This window comes from Cohnella sp. 56 (assembly GCF_037963805.1).
Lineage (GTDB): Bacteria > Bacillota > Bacilli > Paenibacillales > Paenibacillaceae > Cohnella.
In genome coordinates this window covers 1-22310 of record NZ_JAZDQE010000006.1, presented here as the reverse complement: position 1 = coordinate 22310, position 22310 = coordinate 1, and the positions used below count along the sequence as shown (strand labels likewise).

The 22310-nt window shown below is 62.0% G+C and carries 18 protein-coding genes; all 18 read left to right on the top strand.

Annotation, left to right across the window (positions count from 1 at the left end; translation table 11 throughout):
- The first annotated feature begins 19 nt into the window (after positions 1–19).
- The 18 genes from VQ071_RS12765 (at position 20) to VQ071_RS12680 (ending at position 21836) form a co-directional block, all read left to right on the top strand.
- Positions 20–1681, top strand: a complete 1662-nt coding sequence (locus VQ071_RS12765) for a DUF4091 domain-containing protein (RefSeq protein ID WP_340514389.1) — start codon at positions 20–22, stop codon at positions 1679–1681.
- A 58-nt stretch (positions 1682–1739) separates the two neighbouring features.
- The gene (locus tag VQ071_RS12760; RefSeq protein WP_340514388.1) at positions 1740–3062 is read left to right on the top strand and encodes a Gfo/Idh/MocA family protein; all 1323 of its coding nucleotides are present in this window, start codon (positions 1740–1742) and stop codon (positions 3060–3062) included.
- Positions 3063–3160: 98 nt separating this feature from the next.
- On the top strand, positions 3161–4039 hold the full coding sequence (locus tag VQ071_RS12755; RefSeq protein WP_340514598.1) for an SDR family oxidoreductase: 879 nt from the start codon (positions 3161–3163) through the stop codon (positions 4037–4039).
- 242 nt (positions 4040–4281) lie between these two features.
- Positions 4282–4674 carry an iron chaperone gene (locus tag VQ071_RS12750; RefSeq protein ID WP_340514387.1) on the top strand — a complete coding sequence of 131 codons (393 nt, stop codon included), beginning with the start codon at positions 4282–4284 and terminating at the stop codon, positions 4672–4674.
- Between the two features lie 10 nt (positions 4675–4684).
- Complete coding sequence (locus VQ071_RS12745) at positions 4685–5194, top strand: hypothetical protein (RefSeq protein ID WP_340514386.1); 510 nt, start codon at positions 4685–4687, stop codon at positions 5192–5194.
- On the top strand, positions 5191–5715 hold the full coding sequence (locus VQ071_RS12740) for a DinB family protein (RefSeq protein ID WP_340514385.1): 525 nt from the start codon (positions 5191–5193) through the stop codon (positions 5713–5715). Before VQ071_RS12745 ends, VQ071_RS12740 begins: the two co-directional genes overlap by 4 nt.
- Before the next feature lie 132 nt (positions 5716–5847).
- A complete protein-coding gene (locus tag VQ071_RS12735; protein ID WP_340514384.1) occupies positions 5848–6465 on the top strand; it encodes a hypothetical protein in 618 nt (205 codons plus the stop codon).
- Between the two features lie 35 nt (positions 6466–6500).
- On the top strand, positions 6501–8324 hold the full coding sequence (locus VQ071_RS12730) for a cyclic nucleotide-binding domain-containing protein (protein ID WP_340514383.1): 1824 nt from the start codon (positions 6501–6503) through the stop codon (positions 8322–8324).
- Positions 8325–8627: 303 nt separating this feature from the next.
- Positions 8628–9362 carry a hypothetical protein gene (locus VQ071_RS12725; protein ID WP_340514382.1) on the top strand — a complete coding sequence of 245 codons (735 nt, stop codon included), beginning with the start codon at positions 8628–8630 and terminating at the stop codon, positions 9360–9362.
- Between the two features lie 16 nt (positions 9363–9378).
- Positions 9379–11067 (top strand): vWA domain-containing protein, encoded by a 1689-nt coding sequence (locus VQ071_RS12720; RefSeq protein WP_340514381.1) that lies wholly within the window; start codon positions 9379–9381, stop codon positions 11065–11067.
- A 30-nt stretch (positions 11068–11097) separates the two neighbouring features.
- Positions 11098–12237, top strand: a complete 1140-nt coding sequence (locus VQ071_RS12715) for a toxic anion resistance protein (RefSeq protein ID WP_340514380.1) — start codon at positions 11098–11100, stop codon at positions 12235–12237.
- Positions 12238–12383: 146 nt separating this feature from the next.
- Positions 12384–13361 carry a substrate-binding domain-containing protein gene (locus VQ071_RS12710; RefSeq protein WP_340514379.1) on the top strand — a complete coding sequence of 326 codons (978 nt, stop codon included), beginning with the start codon at positions 12384–12386 and terminating at the stop codon, positions 13359–13361.
- Positions 13358–14806: a sensor histidine kinase gene (locus VQ071_RS12705; protein WP_340514378.1), complete on the top strand. Its 1449-nt coding sequence runs from the start codon at positions 13358–13360 to the stop codon at positions 14804–14806. Before VQ071_RS12710 ends, VQ071_RS12705 begins: the two co-directional genes overlap by 4 nt.
- Positions 14799–16481: a response regulator gene (locus VQ071_RS12700; RefSeq protein WP_340514377.1), complete on the top strand. Its 1683-nt coding sequence runs from the start codon at positions 14799–14801 to the stop codon at positions 16479–16481. The genes VQ071_RS12705 and VQ071_RS12700 overlap by 8 nt, the downstream gene beginning before the upstream one ends.
- Before the next feature lie 2 nt (positions 16482–16483).
- Complete coding sequence (gene xylF / locus VQ071_RS12695) at positions 16484–17614, top strand: D-xylose ABC transporter substrate-binding protein (RefSeq protein ID WP_340514376.1); 1131 nt, start codon at positions 16484–16486, stop codon at positions 17612–17614.
- Between the two features lie 299 nt (positions 17615–17913).
- Entirely contained in the window at positions 17914–19029 is a 1116-nt protein-coding gene (locus tag VQ071_RS12690; RefSeq protein ID WP_340514375.1) for a sugar ABC transporter substrate-binding protein, read from the top strand.
- A 98-nt stretch (positions 19030–19127) separates the two neighbouring features.
- Positions 19128–20648: a sugar ABC transporter ATP-binding protein gene (locus VQ071_RS12685; protein WP_340514374.1), complete on the top strand. Its 1521-nt coding sequence runs from the start codon at positions 19128–19130 to the stop codon at positions 20646–20648.
- Between the two features lie 12 nt (positions 20649–20660).
- Positions 20661–21836: a sugar ABC transporter permease gene (locus VQ071_RS12680; protein WP_340514373.1), complete on the top strand. Its 1176-nt coding sequence runs from the start codon at positions 20661–20663 to the stop codon at positions 21834–21836.
- Positions 21837–22310 lie beyond the last annotated feature (474 nt).

Genomic DNA, 22310 nt, shown 5'->3' with positions numbered 1-22310 from the left:
GAATAGAAGGAGAAGCGCCATGATCCATTCTGGCCCGCCGTTCGAGACCAGATGCCTGCATTCCCTGGAGAAGGTGTTCGCCGACGACTCGCTTCGCGCTGCGCCCTATCGGCGCGGCTCGGCGCTCCGGGGAGAGACCTACGCCTTTCAGGTCGCCTACCGCGCGCCGAGGCTGACCAAGCATATTGCCGTCAGCGCGCACTCCCCGCTAGGCGCAAGCGTCTCTCTGAGAGCCGTCGGATTGTCGCCATCGGAGCTGCCCAGCCAGTATGATCACGACGACAACGTCCTTCGGGCGACGCCGGGACTGTATCCCGACCCGTTGTACCCGATCCGGGAAGGACATGGCGTGACGGGCTTTCGCAATCATTGGCGGTCGGTATGGGTCACGGTGGAGACGGATGCGAATACGCCTGCGGGTATCCATCCCGTCGCCGTCCGATTTGCGGCCGAGACGGGCGAGCTGCTGGGGGAAGAGCGCTTCGAGCTGGAGATTATCGATGCGGAGCTGCCCCCGCAGACGCTGCTTCATACCGAATGGTTCCATTGCGACTGCCTGGCCAACTATTATGGCGTGGAAGTATTCGGCGAAGCGCACTGGTCGCTCATCGAGCGCTACCTGGACCCGGCCGTGCGTCACGGAATGAATATGGTGCTGACGCCGCTGTTCACGCCGCCGCTCGATACGCAGGTGGGCGGAGAGCGTCCGACGGTTCAGCTGGTGGATGTGACCAAGGACGGGGATTGCTACGTTTTCGGATTCGAACGCCTCGAGCGCTGGATCGCGATGTGCGACCGCGTCGGCATCCGTTTCTTTGAATTTTCGCATCTGTTCACTCAATGGGGCGCGATGCACGCGCCCAAGATTATGGCCGACGACAACGGGGCGTACCGGCGAATCTTCGGATGGGAGACCGACGCCACCGGCGAAGCCTACACAAGCTTCCTCGGTGCGTTCCTCCCGTGCCTGGTCGCGTTCCTCCGCCGGCGCGGGCTGCTGGACCGCAGCTATTTTCACATTTCCGACGAGCCGCTGGAGGGGCATATGCCCTGGTACCGGAGCGCGAGCGAGCTGATGCACGCGTTTCTCGGGGATCTGCCGATCATAGACGCGCTTAGCGACGTAGCGTATTACGAGCAGGGGCTGGTGCGGCGGCCGATTCCGTCCAACGATCATATCGAACCTTTCCTGGAGCGGGGGGTTCCGGAGCTGTGGACCTACTACTGCTGCGCGCAATACAAGCAAGTGTCCAACCGGTTTTTCGACATGCCGTCGGCCCGCAACCGCGTGATCGGCATCCAGCTGTACAAGTTTGAGATTGCCGGCTTTCTGCACTGGGGCTACAATTTCTGGAACTCGCAATATTCGCTGGAGGCGATCGACCCTTACCGCGTGACCGATGTCGGCTGCAGCTTCCCTTCCGGAGACGCGTTTCTCGTCTATCCCGGGGCGGACGGCACGCCGGTCGAATCGATTCGCATGGAAGTGTTCAGGGAGGCGCTCCAGGATATGCGGGCGCTGCAGCTGCTCGAGCGAGCGATCGGTCGGGAGCGGGTGCTCGCGATGATCGACGAAGGGCTGGAGGAGCCGCTGACGTTCAGCGCCTATCCTCGCGACGCAGCGTGGCTGCTGGGGTTGAGAGAAGTTGTCAACTCGGCGATCAAAGCCCATATCGGTTAAACGAACGCGGCGCGGGACAATTGTCCCGCGCCGTAACTTTACGAAGAGGTGAACAAGAGTGGATCTGAATTGTGCTACGGCGGGCGGGTCTCGTGATCCGGTCACCGTCGTCATCGTCGGCGCGGGCAGCCGTGCGATGAACTATGCCTCGTACGCGCTGCAGCATCCGGATGCGATGCGGATCGTCGGCGTCGTCGAGCCCAACCCGGTCCGGCGGGCATACGCGGCAAGCCTGTACGATCTGCCGGCGGATCGGTGCTTCGCGGATGTGGACGACTTCGTGTCGCGACCGAAGCTTGCCGACGCCGCCATCAACGGGACGCTCGACAGGCTCCACGTGCAGACGACGCTGCCGCTGCTGCATGCGGGCTATGATGTGCTGCTGGAAAAGCCGGTCGGCATCTCGGAGGCCGAGGTGCTGACGCTCTATCGTACCGCCGAGGCGCACGGACGCAAAGTGATGATCTGCCATGTGCTCCGCTACGCGCCCTTCTATCAGGCGGTTCATCGCGCTATCCGGGACGGTGAGATCGGCGACGTCATCCATGTGCAGACGGAGGAAAACGTCGACTACCACCATATGGCGACCGCGTTCGTGCGGGGCAAGTTCGCCAGCCGGGAGCGGGACGGCTCTTCTTTCCTGATGGCCAAATGTTGTCACGATCTGGATCTGATCTCCTGGTTCAAGTCGGGGATCAAGCCGGTCCGCGTCAGCAGCTTCGGCCGGCTCTCGCAGTTCCGCGAGGACCGCGCGCCGGAGGGGGCCGGCACCCGGTGCATCGCGGACTGCCCGATCGAGGTTCGCTGCCCGTACTCCGCCAAGTCGCTGTATGTGGATCGGGGACTGTGGCCGGTGTACGTCTGGCCGGGTTATCTGGACGGCGTGCGGCTTGGCGACGGGGAGAAGCTCGCGAGTCTGGCCGGCGACAACCCGTTCGGCCGCTGCGTCTGGCGCTGCGACAACGATATCGTGGACCACCAGGTCGTCCAGTTCGACTTCGAGGACGGCAGCACCGCTGCGCACAGTCTGGTCGGGGCGACCGCCAAAGCTTGCAGGACCGTGCATATCACGGGGACCAAGGGAGAAATCTGCGGCGAGCTGGAGGAGGGCATGTTCGTCGTCCGGCACCCCGATCCGTGGCGGGAGGACGGCGTCTATGCGGAGCGCAAGGTGACGATCGAGGTGTCGGGAGAGATGCACGGGGGCGGCGATCACCGGCTTGTGGCGGATTTCCTGCGGGTCGTGCGGGGCGATCCCGGGGCTGCGTATTCGACCTCGCTCGGCCATTCGGTCGTCGGCCATGTGGCGGGCTTCCGGGCGGATGATTCTATGGCTACGGGCCGAACCGTGGACATCGATTGGGATTGTATTTTCGTTTAAAACGAAGCCTCGAAGGTTATATAGAAAGGAGTTCGAGCCTATAAGGCAAATTCAGCGAAACGCAACGGAGGGATCTCACGATGGCCGATCAATATGCGATGCAGGATCCGACGAAGCAGTACCCGAAGGCGGGACCGGAGTATCAACAGAAGCAGGAGCCGCCGGGACTCCAGGTCGAGATGCACCCGATCCCCGACTGCGGGGAGCTAACCTATCGCGGCACGGGACGGCTCGCGGGCCGCAAGGCGATCGTCACCGGCGCCGACAGCGGCATCGGCCGCGCCGTGGCGATCGCCTTCGCGCGCGAGGGCGCCGACGTCGTGCTGTCGTATCTGCCCGAGGAGGAGGCGGATGCGCAGCAGGTGGTGAAGCTGGTGCAGGAAGCCGGGCGCAAGGCGGTCGCCGCGCCGGGCGACCAGAAGGATGAGGCCTACTGCGAGCAGCTGGTCGAGACCGCGGTCCGCGAACTCGGAGGCCTCGACATCCTCGCGAATGTGGCCGGCATGCAGCAGTTCGTGCCGGAGATCGCGGAGCTGACGACCGAGCAGTTCGACGCGACGTTCAAGACGAACGTATACGGCCTGTTCTGGCTGTGCAAGGCGGCGATCAAGCAGATGAAGCCCGGCAGCACGATTATCAATACGTCGTCGATCCAGGCGTACAAGCCTTCGCCGATTCTGCTCGACTACGCGACGACCAAGGGCGCGATCAACGTGTTCAGCAAGGCGCTGGCCGGGCAGGTCGCGAGCAAGGGCATCCGCGTCAATGTCGTGGCGCCCGGTCCGGTATGGACGCCGCTGCAAATATCCGGCGGGCAGCCGACGGAGGTGCTGCCGAAGTTCGGCGAGACGACGCCGCTCGGCCGTCCGGGCCAGCCTGCGGAGATGGCGCCGGCATACGTGTTCCTGGCGAGCGCCGAGTCGAGCTACGTCAGCGGCGATACGCTGAACGCAAACGGCGGCACGCCGACGCCATAAGCGCAAGCGGCGAGTCGTCGGCGTGCGCACAGGTACGAAGCCCCCGGTTGTTGGTTGTTGCCCGGGGGCTTTTTTTGCGTTGCCCCGCGTATGCAGGGCTCCCGTTCACGCGCGCCGGCTCCGGCACGGCGCCATCCGCCGCCGCGGTCAAGCAGCGTACGGCAACTCCTCGACACGCGCGAGCGTTTTTGCGTTACACTGATAGAGTCAGCTACATTCCGATCCGCAAAGGAGCGCCTCGCATGGACGGTAGCCGCAACGCGTACGCATCGACCGACGACTATATCGCCACATTTCCGCCGGAGATTCAGTCGCTTCTGCAGGCAGTCCGGAACACGATCCGGCAGGCCGCGCCGGAGGCGAAGGAGAAGATCAGCTACCAGATTCCGACGCTTGAGCTGCACGGGAATCTGGTCCACTTCGCCGCCTTCAAGCAGCACATCGGATTTTACCCGGGGGCGGACGGCATCGCGGTTTTCAAGGACGAGCTGTCGGCTTACAAAGGCGCGAAGGGCTCGGTGCAATTTCCGATCGACGAGCCGCTGCCCCATGCGCTGATCGCCCGGATCACAGCTTACCGGGCAGCGCAGAACAAGGCGCGCGCCGAAGCGAAGCGGGGCAAAGGGAAAGGCTGAGGCGGGGGTGATGGGGGCGGTGGGGAGCGCGCATCTGCCGGGCGCATCGCCGGATCGCGCGCCCGCGGAGCCCATCGCCTCTCGTAGTGCAGGCGATGGCCGCCCCCGCGCGCCCGCCCAGCCCATCGCCTCTCGTAGTACAGGCGATGATCGCCCCCGCCCGCCCGCGGAGCCCATCGCCTCTCGTAGTGCAGGCGATGATCGCCCCCGCGCGCCCGCGGAGCCCATCGCCTCTCGTAGTGCAGGCGATGACTGCCCCCGCGCGCCCGCGGAGCCCATCGCCTCCCGTAGTGCAGGCGATGGCCGCCGCCGCGCGCCCACGGAGCCCATCGCCTCTCGTAGTGCAGGCGATGACTGCCCCCGCGCGCCCGCGAAGCCCATCGCCTCTCGTAGTGCAGGCGATGACTGCCCCCGCGCGCCCGCGAAGCCCATCGCCTCTCGTAGTGCAGGCGATGGCCGCCCCCGCGCGCCCGCGCGCATTCCACATTCACATTCCGCCGCATGGGAGGTCTCCGCATGAATTTTAACCTGGAAGAAGCCATCAGCATCCTCAGTCGTACCCCGCAGACGCTGGCGTCGCTCCTGTCCGGCCTGCCCGAGGGCTGGCTCCGCTGCAACGAAGGAGAGGGCACGTGGAACGCGGACGAGGTCGTCGGTCACCTGATCGAGGGGGAGCAGTCCAACTGGATTCCGCGTCTGGCGTTTATACTGCGCGAGGGAGAGAGCAAGCCGTTCCCCGCGTTCGACCGCTTCGCGCATCTGTCCGCCGCCGAGCGGACGACGGAGCGGAAGCTGGAGGAGTTCGCCGAGCTGAGAGCCCGCAGCATCGAGCGCCTGAGAGCACTCGTCGGCACCGACGAAGTGTCTCTCGAGCGGACCGGTACGCACCCTGCGTTCGGCACGGTGAAGGCGAGGGAGCTTGTCTCCGCCTGGGTTGTGCATGACATGACGCATCTCGCTCAGATTGTCAGAGTGATGGCGCTCCGTTACCGGACGGATGTCGGCCCGTGGGCCGAGTATCTGGGTATTTTCAACCGCTGACCGCGCAGCCTCTTCGTTCGCCGGCTCACCTTATTTATCATTGACGTTCCCGCCGCCGACATAATATGCTGGAAATAAATGATGATTTTCATAGGGGGCTGTCCGGTGAACTCGAAAAAAAGAGCATTGGCAATGGCAGGTGTATTCGTGGTGGGCGTGATCGGCGGATCTGCGCTGATGTACAACAATTCGGTGTACGACGCGGTCAACGATGCGCTGGGCAAAGGCGCGACGCAGAACGCGGTCGGGTCCATCGACATGACGCAGATCAACGTCAGCAGTATGGATCTGGAGACGGCGATGATGGCGGTGCAGTCCAATCGGGCGAACCTGCTGGAGCAGCAGCTCAAGGAACAGATCGAGAGCGTGCAGGCGAAGAACGACCAGATTGCGAAGCTGAATCAGGTGCTGAACACGTTGAACGTCGTGGCGGGCCGGTTTAATTCCGACGCAGGCAAAGATACCCCGGTCCCGAATGCGGGCAGCGAGGAAAAGCAAAGGTATGCCGATGTGCAAAACGCGATCAAGAACGCCGGTCTGACGGATGCCGTCCCGTCGACGAAGGGGCAGCTCGAAGTGTACATCCAGCAGATTAAGTCCATGATCGACGCCCAGTCCAACTCGCAGCAGATGGATATGCTTCGTCTGCAGAGCCTCTCGAACAAGCGCAACGAAGCGTTCGACGTCATGACGAACTTCGTCAAGAAGATGTCGGACTCCCGCAGCTCGATCATCGGCAACATGAGATAAATGAGCGGACACGCACAGAAACGGAAGAGAAGCGAATGCCACAAGACGACGTAATCGCATTCCTGAGCGGACACTCCCTGCTGCGCGGCATACCCGATTCAGAGCTTCGCATCGCGGCCGCCTCTATCGAGCTCGTCTCGTTCGGAGACGGCCGTCCTCTTCTGATCGAGGGGGATACGGGCTCGGACTGCTACTTCATCCAGCGGGGGACCGTGCAGGTGGCATCCCGCAACCTGGTCGGCGAGTCGCTGCTGCTCGCCGAGCTGGGCCCCGGAGCGCTGGTCGGAGAGATCGGGCTGCTGCGCAAAGAGCGAAGAACGGCGACGGTGAAGGCAGTCGGCGAGGTCGAAGCGCTGCGGCTGGACCGGCGCTCGTTCGAGCTGCTCGCGGAGCGCAGTCCGCTTTTTCACGAGAGCCTGCTGCTGACCGTCCGGATTCGGATGATCCACCGCATGCTCCGCAAAGCTTCGATCTGGTCGGATATTCCGGATGCGGAGCTGCGCGGCCTCGCCGAGATCACGACGGTCAGACGGATGAAAAAGGGCGAGCTGCTCGTACACGCAGGCGCGGAGCTGGACAGCTTCTACATGCTCGCCGGCGGAAGCGTAGAGGTTCGGAGCCCGAATAAGCGGAAGACGGTGCTGCGGGCAGGCGATTTTTTCGGCGAGATCGGGCTGCTGACGGACACGCCTTCCGAGGCATCGGTCACGGCTTCAGAGGATGGCGAGCTGCTCGTCATGGGCAAGAGCGAGTTTCACTACATTCTTGACTACTACCCGCCCGTGCGCCGGCAGTTTATGGAGATGCTGCGCATTCGGGCGCCGCATCTGCTGCCGAAGGCGGAGGAGGGACAAGGCGGCGAAGCCGCGTCCGTCGTCCTCGAACCCGCGCTGCCGAAGGCGCAGGAGCGCTGGATCGACGTGCTGCTCTGGCTCGGCGGCGGATTCGTCGCATTGACCGTGCTCGCGCTCATACTGCGCAGCAGCTGGCTGAACTTCGCGGCGCTGATCGTAGGGGGCATCGTAGGGCCGGTGACATTCGTATCGTATATTCGCAGCCATCAGCTGCTGGGCTTCAGTCCGGTCAGGCTCGGATTGATCTTCGTCTCCTCCGCGGCGGTGGCCGTCCCGTTGGCCTGGTATCTGGAGCGTGTCTCGCTGTTCGGCGGCGGCGCAGAGGCAGGAGACTTCTCGCAGCTCAGAGTCCCCCTGACGGTATCGGTCATTGAGGAGAGCGCCAAGCTGCTCGTGTGCCTCGCGCTCATCCGCACGAAGCAGATGCGGTTCCTGATGGACGCGGTCGTGTTCGGGGCTGCGGCGGGCATGGGCTTCGCGGCGGTAGAGAGCGTGATCTACGGCTGGTCGAATCTCGAAGCGGCTTCGTCGATCGGTATGCTGTCGGTGCTGTGGATCCGCGCGCTGCTGTCCCCGTTCGGACATGGGACATGGACGGCGATCGCCGCGGCGGGCATCTGGATCGGCACCGCCTCGCGTACGTCCGGGCAGGTGGACGCGGCTTCTCGCCGGCGCTTCAGGCCGCAGGTCGCGCTCCTGCTGCTTGCCGCCGTCGTCGGGCTCCATGCGCTGTGGGATCTCCATTATTCGAACGGCCTGGCGAAGCTCGGGACGATGGTGGCGGTCGGATGCGTCGGCCTGAGCCTGCTGTATATCCTGATCCGCAACGGCAGACGCGAGGAGCTCCGCGCCTTCGCCGCGCTGAACCCGTATGTCCGCGAGTCGCTGAAGCATGCCGATCCGGAGGCCGAGGCCGGAGGCGAGCTTCGATGCGCCGGCTGCGGCACCGTCTCGCCGCAGGGGACCCGGTACTGCGCGCGCTGCGGCAGCGCGCTCAGAGCGTGACAGAGAGGCCTGCTTTGCGAAGCGATTCGCGGAGCGGGCTTTTTTAGGGTGAGGCAGGCCAGGCCGGTACGATGCGGACAGCCGACAGGACGTTTTTGGGAACGTATCCGCGCGCGCTGCGTATTGCTTCATATCGTCGCTGGATTCCCGTCAAAAACGTTTATTTTGTTTACAACCCTCGAATCCTAGCATAATATGGTAGTATTTAATTATATGAACTGATCGCCCGGAAGATCGCATATTCATAGCATAGCGGCGGATCGAACGGACCGAACGAACATCGCGGGAAAGGGGCTACAAGCGTTGGCCGGAAAGAACTATTTGAAAATGCTCGGGGTCGTGGCCGGTGCGGCTGTCATCAATATTTTGGCGCTGTCCCCCGCCTTCGCCGGCGTGACGATCGGCGGCAGCGCGTTCGAGACCGCGCTGGGCGTGACGCTGCTGGCCGCCAGCGCGATCGCGATTATTTACGGCAGCTACAACTGGCTCTACAAGACACCGATCGTGCTGACGACCAAGCCGATCCAGACCCGCGAGGACTATGTGGGCGCACTGGCCCCGTACGGCCGTATCCGCGTCCTCGCGGAGGATATCTCGGCTGCGCTGGAGCAGATGGACCGGATGGACAAGAAGAAGGCGACCTTGCTCAAGGTGCTGCATCAGCGGTTCGAGCTCGGCGAGATGAGCTTCGCCAAGTTTTCCTCCGTGGCGGACGAGGTAGAGAATCTATTCTACTTGAATATAAAAAGCGTGCTGAATCGGCTCGGCGTGTTCGACGAAGCAGAGTACGAGCGGGTGATGACGCGCAAGTCGGCGCGCTACTCGCCCAAGCTGCTGCAGGAGAAAACCGATTTTTACAACGACTATCTGTCTTATATCAAGCATGCGATCGGCACGAACGAAGAAATGCTGCTTCAGCTCGACAAGCTGCTGCTCGAGATATCCCGCCTCGACAGCATCGAGCCGGGCGAGATCGAGCAGATGCCGGCCATGGTGGAGATCGATTCCCTGATCAAGCAGACCAAATACTATAAATAATAAGGGGTGCGACGCATTGAGGAGCGGCAAGAAGTTTCTGATCGTAACCGGCACTATTCTGGTCGTCGTGTTCGCCATCGTCTACATCGGCGTCAATCTGTCCACGAACTGGGGCAAGTCCGACAAGCAGGTGGCGACGGAGGATGCGGGCAAGCGGCTGAACAAGCTATACGGCAATATCGACGTGACGACGGAGACGCCGGTCAAAGGACAGATCGACCTCGATCCGGTGGATTTGGCCGCGTCCCTGCCCGATATCTCCAAGTTCCCGATCACGGCGGACAGCACGACGGCCGATTATATCGAGATTTTCTCGTCGACGGAGAAGTCCGGCACGGGAGGCGACGGGTGGCTGACGGATGTCGCGAAGGACTTCAACAAGGCGAACATCGACGTCAACGGCAAGCCGGTATCGGTCAAGCTGCGCAATATCGCTTCCGGTACGGCGGCTGACTATATTCGTTCGGGCAAGTACGTGCCGGATGCGTTCACGCCGTCCAACGAGCTGTGGGGCGAGATGGTGAAGGCGAGCGGCGTGAAGACGCAGCTCGTCGCGAAGCGTCTCGTCGGCAATGTGCCCGGCATCGTCATCTCGAAGGCCAAGTATGACGCGCTCGTGCAGAAGTACGGCAAGGTCAACGTCAAGACGGTGACCGAGGCGATCGCGGCGGGCGACTTTTCGATGGGCTACACGGACCCGTTCGCCAGCTCGACGGGGCTGAACTTCCTCGTCGCGGCGCTGCAGACGTTCGACAGCGCCAACCTGCTCAGCGACAAGGCCGTCCAGGGCTTCGAGAGCTTCCAGGCCAACGTGCCGTTCATCGCGTCGACGACGCTGCAGATGCGCGACGCAGCCAAGTCCGGCGCGCTCGACGGCTTCGTGCTGGAGTACCAGACCTACGTGAACGCGGCGGACCTGAAGGGCGGCTACGTGTTCACGCCGTTCGGCGCCCGGCACGACAGCCCGCTCTACGCGCTCGGCAACATTTCCGCCACCAAGCTCGAGATCGTGAAGAAGTTCGCCGAATTCGCGGCCCAGGCCAAGTACCAGGACGACGGCAAGGACAAGGGCTTCAACAATCTGGAGGATTACAAGCCGACCCTCGGTGCCGTCGAAGGCAGCGTCCTGATCGCCGCGCAAAAGGTATGGAAGGAAAAGAAAAACGGCGCCAAGCCGATCGCCGCGGTGTTCGTCGCCGACGTCTCCGGGAGCATGGACGGCGAGCCGCTGAACCGGCTGAAGGAATCGCTGCTCAAGGGCCAGAAGTATCTCGGCCGGGACAACAGCATCGGACTCGTCTCCTACTCCAGCAACGTCACGATCAACCTGCCCATCGCCAAGTACGATACGAACCAGCAGTCGATGTTCGTCGGCGCGGTCGACGGCCTGCAGGCGGGCGGCAGCACCGCGACGTTCGACGGCGTCGTCGTGGCGCTCAAGCTGCTGCAGGACTATATGGCGGTCAATCCGAACGTCAAGCCGCTGATCTTCGTCCTGAGCGACGGGGAGACCAATGTCGGCCTCAAGCTGAAGGCGGTCCAGGGGCTGATCGAGAGCTTCAAGGTGCCGATCTACACGGTCGGCTACAATGCCGACATCAAGGCGCTGCAGAGCATCTCGAGCATCAACGAGGCAGCCAGCATCAACGCGGATACGGACGACGTCGTCTACAAGCTCGGCAATCTGTTCAACGTTCAAATGTAAGCCATAGAGCCATGGGAGGATGAGCGCGAGATGTCATTTACGATGGAAGTGCCCAGTCAGGAAGAGATCAAGGTCGCGATCGAAGAGGAAGTAAAGCCCGTCCCCGAGGAAGTCGCCAAGCTGCAGGAGATGGCGGACAGCAACGTGCAGGCGATCATGTCGCTCGACATCGAATCGCTCGACAAGCGCAAGGGCATTCTCCAGTCGATCGATTCGTTCGGCATGGGCACGATGCGCACGTCGTCGGAGAAAAACCAGCTGCTGCAAATCACGGTCGGCAATCTGTCCAAGACGGGTGATGAGGGCGGTCAGGTCGCCAAGGGGCTGGCGGAGCTGAACATCCAGCTCAAGGATCTCGACCCGAGCGCGATCGACTTCGCCAAGCGCGGCATGCTCGGCAAGCTGTTCAACCCGCTGCGGGCGTACTTCGCCCGCTACGAGAAGGCCGACGTCGTCATCGCCGACATCATCGTCTCCCTCGACAAGGGCAAGACGACGCTCAAGAACGACAATACGACGCTCGAGATCGAGCAGCAGACGCTGCGCGACCTGACCAAGAAGCTGCAAAAGGAAATCCAGCTCGGCTCGCTCATGGACGCTTCAATCGAGCAGCAGGTCGAGGCCGCCAAGGCGCGGAGCGAAGACCCCGAGAAGATCCGCTTCATCACCGAGGAAGTCATGTTCCCGCTGCGCCAGCGGTTGATGGACCTGCAGCAGATGCTGGTCGTCAATCAGCAGGGCATCATGGCGATGGAGGTTGTCATTCGCAACAACAAGGAGCTGATCCGCGGCGTCGACCGGGCCAAAAACGTCACCGTATCGGCGCTCAAAATCGCCGTCACCGTGGCCAGTGCGCTGTACAACCAGAAGATCGTGCTCAAGAAAATCGAGCTGCTGAACCAGACGACCAACGAGCTGATCGCCGGCACGTCCCGCATGCTCAAGGAGCAGGGCGTGGCGATCCAGAAGCAAGCGATCGAGGCCAATATCTCGGTCGACACGATGAAGCAGGCGTTCACCGACGTGCTGTCCGCGCTCGACTCGATCAGCACCTACAAGCAGGAAGCGCTGCCCCGCATGCGCGAGACGATCAACCAGTTCCGCGAGCTGGCCGACACCGGGGAAAAGCAAATCCAGCGCCTCGAGCGGGGCAGCAAGCTGGGACTGTAAGCACCGCGGCATATAAAACGTATGAGCCCGGCCTCGTCTGCCTCGCAGGCGGCCGGGCTTATTTGCGTTTGCCGCGCCGCAGCGCTTGATCTTCCCATCGCCTCTGATATGATGTAGCTAGTCCAATTGGAAACGGAGTCATTCGCTTGCGCAAATCGTTGCTTATCGTGATCGGCGCCCTGTGCGTCGTCCTGTTGTACTTTACCGCGCAGTCCGCGGATCGCGTGTTCCGCTCCGAGCGGCAGCTGCCGCGGACGCCGGCGGAGCAGCAAGCCCGCTATCGGCTCGTCCTCATCACGCAGGAGCTGGATACGCCGTTCTGGGACAAGGTCGCCGCCGGCGCCAGGGCGGAGGCGATCGCGAGCGGCGCCAGCATCGAAGTGTGGGGCAGCTACAACAAGGACCAGGAGGATTTCCTGAAGAAGCTGGAGATCGCCATCGATTCGAAGGTGGACGGGATCATCGTACAGGGCCTCGACACGGACGCGTTTAAAAACTTGACCAAGGTCAAGGCGGCCTTCTACGGCATTCCCGTCATCACCGTCGGCAGCGACGTGCCGATGGTCGACAGCCTGAGGCGGACGTACGTCGGCTCGGATCAATACGCCGCAGGACAGCTGATCGCGAGGCAACTGATCGCCGACATGGGCGTGTCGGGCACGGTCATCCTGATGGGCGACAGCAGCGAGGAATATTATCAGAAGCAGCGTCTCGCGGGCATTCACGACGTGCTGAAGCTTTACCCGGACGTGCGCACGTCGTACGCGGAGACGCAGGAGGCCCGCGAGCAGGTCATCGCCACGACGCAGGATATGATGAACCGGCTGCCGGACGTCGACGCCTTCATCGCGGTCAACGCCAACATCGCGGCCGCGATGATCCAGGAGATCGGCAGGCGCTCGCAGGTCGGGCCTTACGATATCTACTCTTTTGACGACAGTCCGGACAGCCTGGGTCTGCTGGAGAAGGGCAAGCTCGACGGGATGCTCGAGCAGTCTCCGGAGCAGATGGGGAGGATCGGCGTGAATCTGATGGTCAAATGGCTGAGCGGCGAGGTCATGCCTCTGAATACGGACGGCTATCCGACCGATATCAAGATGCTCAAGCTGAAGGAAGCGCCATGACCAGCATCCAGCGCAAGATCTGGACGCTCGCCGCCATCGTCCTGTTCATCATGGTCGCGATCTGGGTGACGCTGACCTATTACAATCAGAAGACGCAGGACCAGTACAACGACATATTGCAGCGATACTTGCGCATGAGTGAGGTGACGGGCGCCAGCCAGCAGACAGTTACGGCGCTCAACAACTATCGGAACAAGCCGACGGAGGCCAATCTCGGACTGCTCGACCGGAGCAAGGAACAGCTGCGCAGAGCCCGGCTCGACGTCATCGATCTGAGGAACGCGGACAACGAGTTCGCCATCACCAATTACATGAATCTGATCGACAGTCTGTTGGAGACGACGGACCGCTCGCTGCTGTTTCAATCGGAAAAGGAATCCGAGGATTCGGAAAACGCCTTCAACGAGGCGACCCGCATCTCCAAGTACATCTCGGAGATGACGCTCACGCTGATCGACACGGAGCTGAGGACGTACGACCGGTTCTACCGCGGCATCATCGAGCAATCGGCCGAGCTCAAGAAGCTCGGGGTCTGGCTGCTGCTGACGATCACGCTGCTGATGCTGCTGTTCACCTACGGATTCTCGCTCAGCATCACGCGGCCGATCCAGAAGCTCACCCAGGCGGCCAAGGAGCTGTCGCGCGGGCGGTTCGACCTCAAGGTCGAGGTCAAGTCGAATGACGAGATCTCCTTCCTGGCCAAAATGTTCGAGCGGATGCGCATCAACATCAACAACCTGATCTCCGAGATCCAGCAGAAGGCGCAGCTCGAACACGAGCTCCAGCAGAACAAGCTGCTCTTGCAGGAGAGCCAGCTGCGGAGCCTGCAGAGCCAGATCAATCCGCACTTTCTGTTCAACACGCTCGACACGCTGTCCAAGAAGGCTTATCTCGAAGGCTCCGAGGAGACGAGCGACCTGCTCGCGAGCGTGGCCGGATTGCTGCGCTACAACCTCAAACGGCTCGACAGGTCGGTGACGCTGTACGAGGAAGTGAAGGTGCTGCGCCAGTACATGGAGATCCAGAAGGCGCGCTTCACCGACCGGCTGCGGTTCGAGACGGATATTGACGACACCTGCCTGCACGTTCAGATCCCGGGACTCACGCTCCAGCCGATCGTGGAGAATGCGGTCATCCACGCGGTCGAACCGAGCGAGGACGGTGGCACGATCCGCTTCAGCTTGAGGGATGACGGGGAGGATCGCGTGACGGTCGAGATCGCCGACGACGGACCGGGCATGCCCGAGCTGAAGGTCCGACAGATTCTCGAGGAGCATCAGGTGGAGGCGGAGGGTCATTCGACCGGCATCGGCTTCAGCAATGTCGTGCGGCGGCTGCGCCTCTTTTACGGAATGGACGACGTGATCGAGATCGCGAGCGGCCCGCAGGGCACGACGGTTGTCCTACACATCCCGAAGACAAGGAGATTCGACAGCGATGACTAAGCTCTTGATCGTAGACGACGAGCAGATCGAACGGGAAGGCTTGCAGGCGATCATTCGCAAAGGCTTCCCCGAGCTCGACATCGCGCAGGCCAAAAACGGAAAAATCGCGGTGGAACTGGCCGGCGAGCTGCGTCCGGACCTGATCCTGATGGATATTAAAATGCCCGGCATGAACGGTCTCGAAGCGATCGAGCTGATCGCCGCAGAGCTGCCGGACACCAAGTTCGTGATGGTCACGGCGTACGATACGTTCGACTATGCGCGCCAGGCGATCAAGCTGGGGGTCAAGGACTACCTGCTCAAGCCGAGCAAGGCGAGCGAGATCGTGGCGACGGTGGGCAAGGTGCTGAGCCAGATCGCGGAGGAGCGCAGGTCGGCCGAGACGAGCAAGCGGCAGGAGGATGCGCTGCGCAAGGTGTTGCCGGTCATCGAGACCGATATCGTCACGCAGCTGCTGTTCGATCATGTGCACGAGGTGCATCTGGACGAGCTGCTCGGCCTGCTCGGCGTGAGCGCGGGGAGCGAGCCGTTCGCGATGACCGTCCTGCTGCCAGAGGGCTCCGAGCGCTTGTATGCCGCGATCCGGGAAAAGGCGAGACAGGCGGGCGGCGGCTGGGTAGGCGCCATGTACGGACGGCATATCCCGGTCATCATGTTCAGGGACCCGGCGCGCTCGTACCGCTCGCAGGCGCTCGCCGTCGCGCGCGAGCTGCTGTCGGTCGCGGATGCGGAGCAGGCGCCGGCGGACGGCAGCGCGGGGGCCGCAGAGGAGGCGGGCGGTGCCGGCGAGCTGGCGGCAGGCCGTACGGCTGCGGCGGGGGCCGACTCGGCCGGCGAAGCCCGTGATGCAGGCGGGGGCGCGCGGGCGCGCGGCTTGGACGGCTGGTTCGTCGGCATCGGCGGCGTATGCGAATCGCTGGATCAGATCCGGCAATCCTATCAGGAAGCGCTGATCGCTTCCTCGGATCCGACCGTGCCGGTCAAGTACCGGCTGTACGCGGATACGCCATCGCTTGGCATAGCCCGCGAGGGATTGTCCGCGAAGCAATGGGAGCGGCAGTTTTTCGACCGTGTGCGGCTCGGGCAGTGGGAGCAGATCGAAGCGGACGCGCTTGAGCTGCTCAGGCGCTGCGAGAGCGAGAGAGCGGATCTGCTGCTCGGGCAGCAGCGCGTGCTGGAGCTTCTCTGGCTCGCCTCGCGCGTGCTGCTTGAGATGGGCGTGGAGACGGATATGCCGCTGTTTTCATTTCAGGCGCGGGACTACCGGCAGCTGCGGGCCGAGACGTCGCTGCTCCTCGGACGGCTGCGGCAGGCGTTCGAGGCTCACCAGGAGCGGATCAAGCCGGATGCCATCCAGCAGATCAAGCAATACATCTACGAGCATTCCCACGAGGACATCTCGCTGGAGGCGATCGGCAAGCGGGTCGGGCTCAGCCCTTTTTACATCAGCAAGCTCTTCAAGGAGCAGCTCGGCGTCAACTACATCGACTTTCTGACCGAATGCCGCATCGACAAAGCCAAGAAGCTCATGGGCGATCCGGACCGCAGCCTGAAGGAGATCACGTTCGAGGTCGGCTATCACGATCCGAACTACTTCAGCAAGGTGTTCAAAAAAATGTGCGACGTCTCGCCGACCGAATATCGCAAGACACTGCTCGGCAAGAGGGGACCGTGAAGATGGCGTTCAAAAGAGGAAGCACGCAGTCGGGTGCGCTGGCGCTGCTGCTGGCGGTCGTGCTGTCGCTGTCGTGCCTCGCGGCGGGATGCAGCGACGGCGGGGCGACCGGGAATGGTGGTCCTGCGGCTTCGGCCTCGCAGGGCGCGGGGGGCGGCGGCGGTGTGATTCCGGACCGGAGCGGGCCGATCAAGATCGGCTTCGCGATGGACACGCTGCTCGAGGAGCGCTGGCTCCGCGACCGCGATCTGTTCAAAGCCGCCGCCGAGGCGCTCGGCGCTCAGGTCATCATCGAGGCGGCGAACGGCGACGATGCCAGGCAGATCTCGCAGGCCGAGACGATGATCAGCGAAGGCGTGGACATCCTCGTCATCGTGCCGCACAATGCGGCGGCCACGGCGGCGATCGTCAAGCGCGCGCACTCGTCGGGCATCAAGGTGCTCGCGTACGACCGGCTCGTCAACAATGCCGACATCGATCTGTACGTATCGTTCGACAACGAGAAGGTCGGCGAGCTGCAGGCCCAGGCGCTCCTGAAGCTGGTGCCGCGCGGCAAATACGTATATATCGGCGGAGCGGATACGGACAACAACGCGCATATGTTCAAGCAGGGCGTGTTCAACGTCATCCAGCCGTTGATCGACAGCGGCGACATTAGAGTCGTCTACGATCAATGGAGCAAGGACTGGCTGCCCGCGAACGCGCTGGCTAATATGAAGGCGGCGCTCGAGGCGAACGGCGGCCGGATCGACGCGGTCATCGCGGCCAACGATGCGACGGCCGGGGGGGTCGTCCAGGCGCTGGCGGCCAGAGGCCTCGCGGGGCGCATCCCGGTCGCGGGCCAGGACGCTGATCTGGCGGCGGCGCAGCGAATCGTCGAAGGGACGCAGACGATGACCGTCTACAAGCCGATCAAGCTGCTTGCCGACAAGGCCGCCGAGCTCGCGTTCAAGCTCGCCCGCGGCGAGGACCCGGGCGCGGACCGCAAGGTCAACAACGGCAAGATCGAAGTGCCGTCCGTGCTGCTCTCCCCGATCGCCGTGGACAAGTCCAACATCGACGAGACGATTATCGCCGAAGGCTTCCACTCGCGGGCTGATGTGTACAAGAACGCCAAGCAGGCGGAGCGCTAGCCCCCGCCCCCGCTGCGCCATATCCGCGCGCGACCCGCGCGATCCAGGAACCGCACAAACCGTGCGGTTCTTTCGCATTCTCCGCGCCCGCAGTCCGCGCTTCGCCGCGAGTCACCATCCGCCTCCTGCCCCGCCGCACCTCCCGTTTCAACGGCGCGTTTTTGGCTTCCGCCCACCGAGGATAAAAATTTGCAGGCGGTCGTAAAAGAGTGCTATTGATAAGCGCTTTCACGTATCTTGTCCGGTGCTATAGTTGGTCTTGTCAGAAAAACCGACGAGATCGAAAGGGGATACAAGCAATGAAAAAAGGATTCAAAACGATCGCGCTCTTGATGGTCGTCATGATGTTCGCGGCGCTCGCCGCAGCTTGCGGCAAGGACGGCGGCAGCAGCGGCAGCAGCAAGGTGAGCGTAGGCATCGTGCTCCCGACGAAGGATGAGCCGAGATGGGTGCAGGACGAGCAACGGTTCAAGGATGCGCTGTCCGGCACCAAATATACGACTGACATCCTGTTCAGCCAAGGCTCCTCTGCCAAGGAGAAGGAAAATGTCGAGACGCTCATCAACAAAGGCATCAAGGTCCTCATCATCTGCCCGCAAGACGGCGATGCCGCGGCAGCGGCTGTCGAAGCCGCCAAGAAGGAAGGCATCACGGTTATCTCCTATGACCGTCTGATCACGAACACAAAAGCAGTCGACTACTACGTCACGTTCGACAGCGTCGCGGTCGGCGCAGCGCAGGCGAAGTACCTGGTCGATCACGCGAAGGGCAACGGTCAGCCGCTGTACCTGTACGCCGGCGCCGCAAGCGACAACAATGCGTTCCTGTTTTTCCAAGGCGCATGGGAAGTGCTGCAGCCGAAGATCGCGGACGGCACATTCAAGATCGCGAACTCCAGCGAAGCCGAAGCGCTCAAGGGCAAGCAGAAGCTGGAGCGCGCCGAGATGAGCAAGATCATCGGCCAAGTCACCACGAACTGGGACGCCAACGAAGCCAAGAACAAGGCGCAGACGCACCTGACCTCCGCCGCAGCCGACATGAAGGGCGACGTCGCCATCCTGGCGCCGAACGACGGCACGGCCCGCTCCATCGCCGACGTATTCGCCAGCGACAAGGCGATCACAAGCTACGTCGTAACCGGTCAAGACGCTGAGAAGGCCTCCATCCAATATGTAATCGACGGCAAGCAATCGATGACGGTATTCAAGGATGTCCGCACGCTGGTCAAGGACGCGATGGGCATGGCGATCAGCATCCTCGACGGCGGCACGCCCGAGACGACCGGCTCCTACAACAACGGCAAGGTTGACGTGAAGGCGAAGCAAACCGACGTCATCGTCGTCGACAAGGAAAACGTCAAAAAAGAACTCATCGAATCGGACTACTACAAAGCGGGCGACTTCACGGGTCTGTAATCCCGGCCGGCATATAGCTTGGAGCGCGGGATCGTGATAGATGCGTCTATCGCGATTCCGCCATTGTCGACAGTCGCTGCGCCTAAGGAGTGAAGAGAATGAGCGACTATATTTTAGAGATGAAGAGCATCACCAAGGAATTCCCGGGCGTCAAGGCGCTCACCGACGTCAGCTTCAAGGTCGAGCGAGGCGAGATTCATTGTCTGATCGGCGAGAACGGCGCGGGCAAGTCCACCTTGATGAAGGTGCTTAGCGGCGTTTATCCGCATGGCACGTATTCGGGCGACATCGTATTCGACGGCAAGGTGCAAGCGTTCGGAAAGATCAGCGACAGCGTCAAGACCGGCATCGCCATCATTTATCAGGAGCTCGCGCTGTTTCCGGATCTCACCGTCTATGAGAACATTTTTGCAGGCAATGAAGTGAAGCGCGGCGCGGTCGTGGACTGGAACCGGACGGTCGTAGAGGCCAAGCGCATGTTAAGCAAAGTCGGTCTGAACGTCAATCCCGAGACGCTCGTCAAAGACCTGGGCGTGGGCAAGCAGCAGCTCGTCGAGATTGCGAAGGCGCTGAGCAAGGACGTCAAGCTGCTCATTCTGGACGAACCGACAGCCGCGCTCAACGAGAACGACAGTGACAACCTGCTCGATCTGCTGCGCGAGCTCAAGCGGCAGGGCATCACCTGCATCATGATTTCCCACAAACTCAAAGAAGTCATCTCGATCGCCGACAAAGCCACCGTCATCCGCGACGGACGCACGATTTGCACGCTGAACGCTTCCCAAGGCGAGATCACGGAGAGCGTCATCATCAAAAATATGGTCGGCCGCGAGATCGAGGATATTTATCCGAAGCGCGCCGACAAGAAGTTCGGAGACAAGATTCTCGAGGTGCGCGACTGGTCCGCCTACGACGTCGCGTCGGGCCGCCAGGTCGTCAGGAACGCCGATCTGCACGTTAAAAAAGGAGAAATCGTCGGGATCGCCGGCTTGATGGGCTCGGGCCGCACGGAGCTGGCACTCAGCATCTTCGGCAATCCGAAGTCCTATAAACTGCAAGGACAGCTGCATGTGGAAGGCAAGCCGCGTTCGTTCAAGCATACGAGCGACGCGATTCGCGCCGGCATCGCCTACGTAACCGAGGACCGCAAGGGCGACGGGCTCTTTCTGATCCAGGACATCAAGAGCAACATGACGGCGGCGAACCTGCACGGCATCGCGCGAGGCGGCGTCATCAACCAGAACGAAGAGGTCAAAGTCGCCAACGCCTATAAAAAGTCGATGAACGTGAAGGCGCCGTCCGTCGAGCAGATCGTCGGCAACCTCAGCGGCGGCAACCAGCAGAAGGTATCGCTCGGCAAATGGCTGTTCGTCGGTCCGAAGCTGCTCATTCTCGACGAACCGACCCGAGGCATCGACGTCGGCGCCAAGTTCGAGATTTACACGATCATGAACAAGCTGATTGCGGAAGGCATGAGCATCATCATGATCTCCTCCGAGCTTGGCGAGGTGCTCGGCATGAGCGACCGCGTATACGTCATGGCCGAGGGCCGAATCAAGGGCGAACTGCCGATCGAAGAGGCCGATCAGGAAAAAATCATGCAGCTGGCTACGCAATAGGAGGTATCACCCATGAGTTTCTTTAATGAAGCCAAGTCGCTCATCAAAGTCAACATCCGCGAATACGGTATGTACATCGCGCTGTTCGTCATTATGCTCACGTTCTCGATCATGACCGACGGACTGTTCATGTCCTCTCGCAACATCAGCAATCTGCTCGACATGACCGGCTATACCGCGGTGCTCGCCGTCGGCATGACGCTCGTCATCGTCATCCGGCATATCGACCTGTCGGTCGGATTCGCCGCCGGCTTCATGGGCGCCATCGCCGCGATCATGCTGTCGAACTGGGGCGTCCCGGTCTATATCACGATCCCCGTCATCCTCGTGCTCGGCATCGTGATCGGCATGTTCAACGGCGTGCTCGTCGCATCGGTCGGCATCCCGGCGTTCGTCTCCTCGCTTGCGGCGATGCTGATTTTCCGCGGTGCGCTGCTGATGGTGACGGAGAAGACCGGGACGATCATCGTCAAAAACGAGCACTTCAATGCGCTCGGCAACGGCTTTATCCCGTCGCTTGGGGAAGTCGGGGGGCTGAGCGTACTGTCGCTCATTCTCGGCCTCGTCGTCATCGCGCTGTACATCTACTTTGAATTCGCGGGCCGGCGCAACAAGATCAAGTATGAGTTTGAAGTCGTCTCGCGCGGCATCTTCGCCGTCAAGCTCGTCTTCGTCTCCGCCATCATCGCGTACATCACATGGATCATCGCCGGCTACAACGGCTTCTCCTGGACCGTCATCATCATGCTGGCCGTCGTCGTGGTCTACCACTTCCTGACGACCAAGACGGTGCTCGGCCGCCATATTTACGCGGTCGGCAGCAACCCGGAAGCCGCCCACCTGAGCGGCATCAGCGTCAAGAAGATCACCTACATCGTCTTCGGCTCGATGGGCATGCTGTCCGCGCTGTCCGGCATCCTGTTCACCGCGCGCCTGCAGTCCGCGACCACGACGGCCGGCACGCTGTTCGAGCTGGACGCGATCGCGGCCGCCTATGTCGGCGGCGTATCCGCAGCCGGCGGCGTCGGCAAAGTCACCGGCTCGATCATCGGCGCCATCGTCATGACTTCGCTCACGAGCGGCATGAACCTGCTCGGCGTCGGTATCTCCTACCAGTACATGATTCGCGGCGGCGTGCTGGCCGCGGCTGTCATCTTCGACGTCCTGACGCGCAAGAAGAGGGCATAAGCTTGAGCTAGTCGAGAGCCGTCCCGTCCCGCCGCATCGTATGCGGGGGCCGGGGCGGTTTTTTTGATGCTGCGCGCCGCGGGGGTGGGGATCGCCTGCACTACGGGAGGCGATTGGTGTGGCGGGAGCGGGAGGAGGCGGATCGCCTGCACTACGAGAGGCGATTGGTGTGGCGGGAGCGGGAGGAGGCGGATCGCCTGCACCACGAGAGGCGATTGGTGTGGCGGGAGCGGGAGGAGGCGGATCGCCTGCACCACGAGAGGCGATTGGTGTGGCGGGAGCGGGAGGAGGCGGATCGCCTGCACTACGAGAGGCGATTGGTGTGGCGGGAGCGGGAGGAGGCGGATTGGAGTTGTCAAAAAAAGTGCAGTTTGAAAACACCCTCATACAGAAATCCCGTTACTAAGCAGCTTGTGATAGCATTCTTTCACGATAAATAGCTGGGGGCCATCCCCCTGGATTAGAAGTGTAGAT